The sequence below is a fragment of the Pseudomonas sp. W15Feb9B genome, from assembly GCF_000828175.1.
Classification (GTDB): domain Bacteria; phylum Pseudomonadota; class Gammaproteobacteria; order Pseudomonadales; family Pseudomonadaceae; genus Aquipseudomonas; species Aquipseudomonas parakoreensis.
This window is the reverse complement of record NZ_JTKF01000058.1, coordinates 26,443-34,237: the sequence shown is the minus strand read 5'-3', so window position 1 is coordinate 34,237 and position 7,795 is coordinate 26,443. Positions and strand designations below refer to the sequence as shown.

Annotated in this window: 5 protein-coding genes and 1 pseudogene; 4 read left to right on the top strand and 2 right to left on the bottom strand. The window is 62.6% G+C overall.

All coding sequences use genetic code 11. The annotated features are described in order from the left end of the window. Nucleotides 1-72: 72 nt before the first annotated feature. A pseudogene (locus OC71_RS28840) lies at nucleotides 73-605 on the top strand (sigma-70 family RNA polymerase sigma factor). Beyond that, on the top strand, nucleotides 602-1,303 hold the full coding sequence (locus OC71_RS24375; protein WP_041074203.1) for an anti-sigma factor domain-containing protein: 702 nt from the start codon (nucleotides 602-604) through the stop codon (nucleotides 1,301-1,303). The pseudogene OC71_RS28840 and the gene OC71_RS24375 overlap by 4 nt, the downstream one beginning before the upstream one ends. Nucleotides 1,304-1,310: 7 nt before the next feature. On the opposite strand, the gene OC71_RS24370 is transcribed toward OC71_RS24375, so the two are convergent. Beyond that, nucleotides 1,311-2,393, bottom strand: coding sequence for a DUF1615 domain-containing protein (locus tag OC71_RS24370; RefSeq protein WP_041074201.1), 1,083 nt, complete (start codon nucleotides 2,391-2,393; stop codon nucleotides 1,311-1,313). 275 nt (nucleotides 2,394-2,668) lie between these two features. Between OC71_RS24370 and OC71_RS24365 the strand changes: the two genes are divergently transcribed. After that, the gene (locus OC71_RS24365) at nucleotides 2,669-4,873 is read left to right on the top strand and encodes a TonB-dependent siderophore receptor (RefSeq protein ID WP_041074199.1); all 2,205 of its coding nucleotides are present in this window, start codon (nucleotides 2,669-2,671) and stop codon (nucleotides 4,871-4,873) included. A 212-nt stretch (nucleotides 4,874-5,085) separates the two neighbouring features. Then, entirely contained in the window at nucleotides 5,086-6,621 is a 1,536-nt protein-coding gene (locus OC71_RS24360) for an FAD-dependent oxidoreductase (RefSeq protein WP_041074197.1), read from the top strand. A 129-nt stretch (nucleotides 6,622-6,750) separates the two neighbouring features. On the opposite strand, the gene hemB is transcribed toward OC71_RS24360, so the two are convergent. Next, complete coding sequence (hemB, locus tag OC71_RS24355) at nucleotides 6,751-7,725, bottom strand: porphobilinogen synthase (protein WP_041074196.1); 975 nt, start codon at nucleotides 7,723-7,725, stop codon at nucleotides 6,751-6,753. Between the last annotated feature and the right edge of the window lie 70 nt (nucleotides 7,726-7,795).

Here is a 7,795-nt window from a genome sequence, read left to right as displayed (position 1 = left end):
AGCAACATAGAATCTCCCACACAGCTAATCCACTCTCTGGATGTTTGCGGAATGTGAGCTAGATTGCACCCAATGTCCTTGCCTGAACCGGTGTTTGATTACGAAGCCCGTCTCGCGGCCTGCGCCCGCGGCGAGCACTCGGCCCTGCGCGATTTGTACGTGCAGGAAGGCCCGCGCCTGCTCGGCGTGGCCAAGCGACTGGTACGTGACACGGCGCTGGCCGAAGACATCGTGCATGAGGCGTTTATCAAGATCTGGAACGGTGCGGCGCAATTTGATCCGGCGCGCGGTTCAGCGCGCGCCGGATGTTCAGCGTGACCCGGCATCTGGCGTTGAACCAGCTGCGTGATCAAAGCCGGGAGACGCCGTTCAACGAAGAACACGATGCCGAGCCTGACGAGGACGCCTTCGATGTGCAGGGGCATTCGGCGCGGATCCATCGTTGTCTGGAACAACTCGACCCACAACGCCGAAGCTGCATCCTCCACGCTTATGTCGACGGCTACAGCCACGCGCAGATTTCCCAACGGTTGGGCACGCCGCTGGGCACGGTCAAAGCCTGGATCAAACGCAGCCTCAACGCTTTGCGGGAGTGCATGGGATGACCACTGAATCGGCGCAGGAACGCGATGAACTGGCCAGTGAATACGTGCTCGGCACCCTGTCGGCGCCAGAGCGCGAAGCGGTGCAACGGCGCCTGCCCCACGAGCCCGAACTGCAAGCGGCGGTGGACGCCTGGGAGCGGCGCTTGCTCGACCTGACCGATCTCGCCGGGACACAGCAGCCATCGCCGCACTTGTGGCCGCGTATCGAGCGCAGTGTCGAGCAACTCTCACGAAAAACACCGGCTCCGGCGCCCACCTCATGGTGGAATCTGCTGCCGCTGTGGCGTGGGCTGAGCGCGTTCGGACTGGCCGCGACGCTGATCCTGGGCTCGATTCTGCTGACCCAGACCACGCCGAAACCCAGTTATCTGGTGGTGCTGGTCGCGCCGCAGGACAAGGCGCCGGGCTGGGTGATTCAAGCCAGCAACGCCCGGGAAATTCAGCTGATCCCGCTGGGCGTGGTCGAAGTGCCGGCGGACAAGGCGCTGGAGTTCTGGACCAAGGCTGACGGCTGGCAAGGGCCGGTGTCGCTGGGGCTGGTCAAGCCGGGCCAGGCGCTGTCGGTGCCGCTGGACAAGCTGCCGCCGCTGCAACCGAATCAGCTGTTCGAGCTGACGCTGGAAGGCGCCAATGGCTCGCCGATCGGTAAACCGACCGGGCCGATTCAGGCGATCGGCCGCGCCGTCAAAGTGCTTTGAACCCGCGTTAACCGGTCTTGGCCAGGCAGCGCTTGTAGCGCTCATCCACGCGTTTGGCGAACCACGCCGTGGTCAGCTTGCGGGTGATTTTCGGGCTCTGCAAAACGATCCCCGGCAACACCGCGCGTGGCAAGGTCTTGCCTTCAGCCTTCTCGGCCAGTTCGAACACGCGCTGGTAGAGTTTGGTTTCTTCGAATTCCAGGGTCTTACCCTTCTCCAGTTGATCGCGAATGGTCGGGTTGCGCATGCCCAGCGACTTGCCGAGGGTGCGCACCGCCAGTTCGGTGGTGCCAGGCATGATCGAGTCATAGCGAATCAAGTCGCCATCCAGCGCCAGCGGGATGCCCGAAGCTCGGCTGACGGCGTTCTGGAACGCGGCATTGCGGCTGGCGTACCAGCCGGCATTGAAGTCGGCGAAGCGGTACAGCGGCTCGCGGTAACTCACCGGGTAGCCAAGTAAATGCGCGATGCCGAAGTACATGCCGCCACGGCGGGTGAACACTTCGTGGCGGATCGTGCCGTCTACCGGGTACGGATAGTCCTTGGCGTGCTGCTCGGCAAATTCGATGCTGACCTGCATCGGTCCGGCGGTGTGTACCGGGTTGAAGCCGCCGAACAAGGTGCGGCCCATCGGCACCCTGCCGATGAAGTCGTCAAAAATGGCGCTGAGTTCTTTTTCACTGCGTGCCGCGTTCAGGCGTTCGCTGTAGGTCTTGCCGTTGGTGGAGCGCACTTGCAGAGCGCCACTGACCAACAGACTGGGAATATGCACTTTGGCGGCACGACGGTCGATTTCGTCGCGGGCGATCTTGCCCAGCCCCGGCACCGTGGGGTCGGCCTGGAAGGTGGATTCCTGCTCGGCCACGGCTAGCACTGAACAGAGATTCTGCGTGGTCGGGCTGATGTGCTGAGCGGCGAACGCGGCATAGATGTCGGTGGCCCAGCCCTCACGGTCGGGCACTTTGGCTGGCATCAGCCGGACGATTTCAGCCTTCACTTCAGCCGGCGCACGCGGCGCCGGCTCCTGACTGCGCTGGCCGGCGCAACCGGCAAGCGCCAGCAGCGCAGCGAGGGTAATGAGTAATCGCATGTTGCTTCATCCAATCCAGTAAGCCCGAACACCATACACAATCCGTGTAGGAGCTGCCGCAGGCTGCGATCTTTTGATTTGTCTTTTAAAACCAAGTCAACAGATCGCAGCCTGCGGCAGCTCCTACAGGTGAATGTGTTTTCAGGGGTGATGACAAACTGATTGCAAAACGTTACTGCGAACTCCTATCATTTGCACCTGGAGTCGTATTTGCGCAAGGAGTTCCCCGCGCCGCCCTATTTTCTTACCGGCCCTGCGCCTCCAGGTACGAATACATGCCCGCTTCAGTTCGCCTCGCTGTCCCGTTCCGCCCGACGCTTCTCGCCCTGCTGTGCTCCCTGACTGTCACCGCTCACGCTGCCGATGAAAACGGCAAGGCGCTGGTGCTCGACAATGTCAACGTCAACGCCCAGGCACCGACGCCCAACGCCCTGCCCCCGGTCTACTCCGGCGGTCAGGTCGCCCGTGGTGGTCAGCTCGGCGTGCTCGGCAATCAGGACATGATGGACGTGCCGTTCAGCGCCGCGTCGTACACCGAGCAGCTGATTCAGGACCAACAGGCGGAAAACGTTGCCGATGTCCTGCTCAATGATGCCTCGGTACGTCAGGCTTCGGGCTTCTCCAACCAGGCGCAGGTGTTCATGATCCGCGGCCTGCCGCTGAACGGTGACGACATTTCCTATAACGGTCTGTACGGCGTGCTGCCCCGGCAGATCATTTCCACCGATGCCCTGGAGCGCGTGGAAGTGTTCAAAGGCCCGAACGCCTTCATCAACGGCGTGACCCCGACCGGCTCCGGCATCGGCGGTGGCGTCAACCTGCAGCCCAAGCGTGCCGGCGACGAGCCGCTGCGCCGCTACACCACCGACATCAACAGCGAAGGCCGGATCGGTCAGCACCTCGATATCGGTCAGCGTTTCGGCGAAGACAACCGCTTTGGCGCGCGGATCAACCTGTCCCAGCGCGAGGGCGACACCGGCATCGATCACGAAAACCAGCGTTCGAAACTGTTCGCCATTGGCCTCGATTATCGCGGTGACGCGCTGCGTATTTCCGGCGACTTCGCCTACCAGAAAGAACGCGTCAACGGTGGCCGCAACTCGGTCAACCTCGGCACCGCCACGCACATTCCGGACGCGCCGTCGGCAGACACGAATTACGCGCCGAAGTGGGGTTACACCGACATCGAAGACACCTTCGGCATGCTCCGCGCCGAATACGACCTGAACGACAACTGGACCGCGTACGTCGCCGGTGGCGCCAAGCACACCCGCGAAGTCGGGCGCTACAACTCGACCACGCTGGTGGGCAACAACGGCGCCTCCTACACCACCGGCTCGTTCATCCCCCACGATGAGGACAACACCAGCCTGATGGCCGGTCTCAACGGCAAGTTCAACACCGGCGCGGTCAGCCACAAGCTCAATTTCGGCCTCAGCGGTCTGTGGGCCGAACAGCGCAGTGCCTATGATTTCGACCTGACCCAGTACGCCAACAACATCTATCACCCGGTGGAAACGCCGTCGCCGGTCGGCAATTTTTCCGGCGGCGATCTCAATGACCCGGGCATCGTCGGCAAGACCTTCAACCGCAGCCTCGCGCTCTCCGACACCCTCGGTTTCTTCGATGATCGCCTGCTGATCACCGCCGGCCTGCGTCGCCAGCAACTGGTGGTGCAAGGCTACAACTACGCCAGTTACGGCAGCGGCAGCCGCAAGTCGAGCTACGACGAATCGATCACCACGCCGGTCTACGGCATCGTGTTCAAGCCGTGGGAGCACGTGTCGTTCTACGCCAACCACATCGAAGGCCTGGCCCAGGGGCCGACCTCGCCGACCAGCGCCGGCGGCTTGCGTGTGACCAACGGCAACGAAGTCTACGCACCGGCGCGCTCCAAACAGACCGAGGCCGGGGTCAAGGTCGACATGGGCACTTACGGCGCGAGCCTGGGCGTCTATCGCATCGAACAGCCGAGCGACGGTTACTGCGAAATCAACAGCGCTACCACCTGCACCTACGTGCGTGAAGGCGAGCAGATCAACAAAGGCGTGGAAATGAACGTGTTCGGCGAGCCGATCAATGGCCTGCGCCTGATCAGCGGCCTGACGCTGATGGACACCGAACTGCGCAACACCCAGAACGGCGCCAACGACGGCAACCGCGCCATTGGTGTGCCGAGCTTCCAGTTCAACGCCGGCGCCGATTGGGATGTACCGGGCCTGCAAGGCGTGGCGCTGAATGCGCGGATGCTGCGCACCGGTGGCCAATATGCCGACGCGGCCAACAACCTCAGCCTGCCGACCTGGAACCGCTTCGACGCGGGTGCGCGTTATGCGTTCAAGGTCTCGCAGAAAGACGTGACGTTGCGCCTGGGCGTCGAGAACCTGGCCAACAAGAAGTATTGGGAATCGGCGCAGGGTGGTTATCTGACCCAGGGTGAGCCACGGGTGGCGAAGTTGTCGGGGACAATCGATTTCTAAACCTCGCCGTGAAATGAAAAGGCCCCGCAGTTTTACCGTTGCGGGGCCTTTTTTATTTCTGCGGCGAGTTATAAGCCCCCTTCGCGAGCAAGCTCGCTCCCACATTTGGGATGCGTTCGACTGTGGGAGCGAGCTTGCTCGCGAAGGGGCCGGCACTGGCTAGCCTTTCCATCTGATCCATACTTGCTGCACAGCCAACGGAGGACAGGCTCATGCACCGCAGCGACGTACTGATCATCGGCGCCGGCCCGACCGGTCTGGTGCTGGCTCTGTGGCTGAGCAAACTGGGCGTGCGCGTGCGCATCATCGACAAGACGTCCGCGCCCGGCACCACCTCGCGGGCGCTGGCGGTGCAGGCGCGCACGCTGGAGTTGTATCGCCAGCTGGATCTGGCCGACACCGTGGTGCGCAACGGGCACAAGGTCGCGGCGGCGCATTTCTGGGTCAAGGGCAAACCGGTTGCGCAGTTGCCGCTGCAGCGCATCGGCGAAGACCTGACGCCCTACTCGTTCATCGAAATCTTTCCCCAGGACCAGCACGAACAGCTGCTGCTCGAACGCCTCGAAGACTATGACGTGGTGGTTGAGCGCAACACCGAACTCGAAAGTTTTGAAGAACTCGGCGACGGCCTCACCGCGCATCTGCGCTTGCCCGACGGGCAACAGGAAATCTGTCAGGCATGCTTTCTCGCGGGCTGCGATGGCGCGCGTTCGGTGGTGCGCAAAACCCTCGACACCGGTTTCCCGGGCGGCACCTATCAGCAGATTTTTTACGTCGCGGATGTGCAGGCCAGCGGCCCGGCGCTTAACGGTGATTTGCACCTGGATCTGGACGAAGCGGATTTTCTCGCCGTCTTCCCGTTGGCCGGCGAAGGCCGTGCGCGATTGATCGGCACGGTGCGCGATGAACGTGCCGATCGCGCCGAAACCCTGCAATTCGCCGACGTCAGCCGCCGCGCCATCGAGCACCTGAACGTGCACATCGACGAGGTCAACTGGTTCTCCACCTACCGCGTGCATCACCGCGTGGCCGAGCACTTTCGCAGCGGTCGGGCGTTTCTCCTCGGCGACGCCGCGCATGTGCACAGCCCCGCCGGCGGCCAGGGCATGAACACTGGGATTGGCGATGCAATCAACCTGGCGTGGAAACTCGCCGCCGTGCTCAACGGCAGCGCCACGGCGAAGCTGCTCGACACTTACGAAACCGAGCGCATCGCCTTCGCCCGGCGGCTGGTGTCGACCACCGACAAGGTGTTCACTTTCGTCACCGCCGAGGGGCGCATCGCCGATCTGCTGCGCACGCGCCTGGCACCGTTTCTGATCCCGAAAATGGCCACGTTCGAGGCCAGCCGCGAGTTCCTCTTTCGCACCGTCTCGCAGGTCACCCTCAACTACCGTGGCATGCCGCTGAGCCAGGGCAGCGCCGGCCACGTCCACGGCGGCGACCGCTTGCCGTGGGCGCATGATGGTGAGGGGGATAACTACGAACCGCTGCGCCAGCCTTGCTGGCAGGTGCACGTGTATGGCGACACCAGCGACGAGATGATCGCCTGGTGCCACGAACATCATTTGCCGCTGCACGTGTTCGACTGGCGCCCGGCGTTTGACACGGCGGGGTTGGGGCGTAACGGGTTTTATCTGTTGCGCCCGGATACCTATGTGGCGATTGCCGATAACAGTGCGGATCCGAAGGTGATTGAGCGGTATTTCCGCGATCACGGCATCCGGCCCTACTTCAACTGCCCCTGACCCAAGAACACCCTGAATACCTGTGGGAGCTGGCTTGCCAGCGATAGCGATGGATCAGCCAACATTGATTTTGACTGTGCCGACGCAATCGCTGGCAAGCCAGCTCCCACAAGGGTTCTGCGGTATTCGTCAGATCCCGGCCAGCGCCAGATCCATCGCAAAGTAGGTGAAGATCAGGTCCGCACCTGCGCGCTTGATCGCGCCCAGGCTCTCGCGCACCACGCGGTCCTCGTCGATTGCACCGGCCTGCGCGCCGAACTTGATCATCGCGTATTCGCCGCTGACCTGATACGCCGACAGCGGCAGGTTCGAGGCTTCACGGATGTCGCGGATGATGTCGAGGTACGCGCCGGCCGGTTTGACCATCAGCGCATCCGCACCTTCCTGTTCGTCGAGCAGCGATTCGCGCAGGGCTTCGCGACGGTTCATCGGGTTCATCTGATAGCTTTTGCGGTCGCCCTTCAGCGCACTGCCGCCGGCTTCACGGAACGGGCCGTACAGCGCCGAGGCGAATTTGGTCGAGTAGGCCATGATCGGAATCTGGGTGAAACCGGCGGCGTCCAGCGCCTGGCGGATCGCCCGCACCTGACCGTCCATCGCTGCCGAGGGAGCGATCACGTCAGCACCGGCACGCGCCGCCGCCACGGCTTGCTTGCCGAGGTTGATCAGGGTCTGGTCGTTGTCGACTTCGTGGTTGTGCATCACGCCGCAGTGGCCGTGATCGGTGTATTCGCAGAAACAGGTGTCGGACATCACGATCATTTCCGGCACCGCGTCCTTGGCAATCCGCGACATGCGCGAGACCAGGCCATCTTCACGCCAGGTGTCGCTGCCATTGGCGTCCAGATGATGGGACACGCCAAAGGTCATCACCGACTTGATCCCGGCACGGGCATAACGCTCGATTTCACTGGCCAGCTTGCGCTCGGGAATGCGCATCACCCCGGGCATGCTCTTGATCGGTACAAAGTCATCGATTTCTTCTTCGACGAAAATCGGCAGCACCAGATCATTCAGGCTGAACTCGGTTTCCTGGAACAGGCTGCGCAGGCTCGCATTGCGGCGCAGACGGCGGGGACGTGCTTCGGGGAACTGGCTGGACATGAGGCTTTCCTGAAATCGGAAGATGAGACGAAAGTCGTAGGGGGCGAAGCTTATGCCTTCGCTGGGCGCA

Excerpts from the sequence above, each read along its gene's own strand:
- OC71_RS24375 (WP_041074203.1), top strand. The coding sequence starts at position 602 with ATGACCACTGAATCGGCGCAGGAACGCGATGAACTGGCCAGTGAATAC.
- OC71_RS24370 (WP_041074201.1), bottom strand. The coding sequence starts at position 2,393 with ATGCGATTACTCATTACCCTCGCTGCGCTGCTGGCGCTTGCCGGTTGC.
- OC71_RS24365 (WP_041074199.1), top strand. The coding sequence starts at position 2,669 with ATGCCCGCTTCAGTTCGCCTCGCTGTCCCGTTCCGCCCGACGCTTCTC.
- OC71_RS24360 (WP_041074197.1), top strand. The coding sequence starts at position 5,086 with ATGCACCGCAGCGACGTACTGATCATCGGCGCCGGCCCGACCGGTCTG.
- hemB (WP_041074196.1), bottom strand. The coding sequence starts at position 7,725 with ATGTCCAGCCAGTTCCCCGAAGCACGTCCCCGCCGTCTGCGCCGCAAT.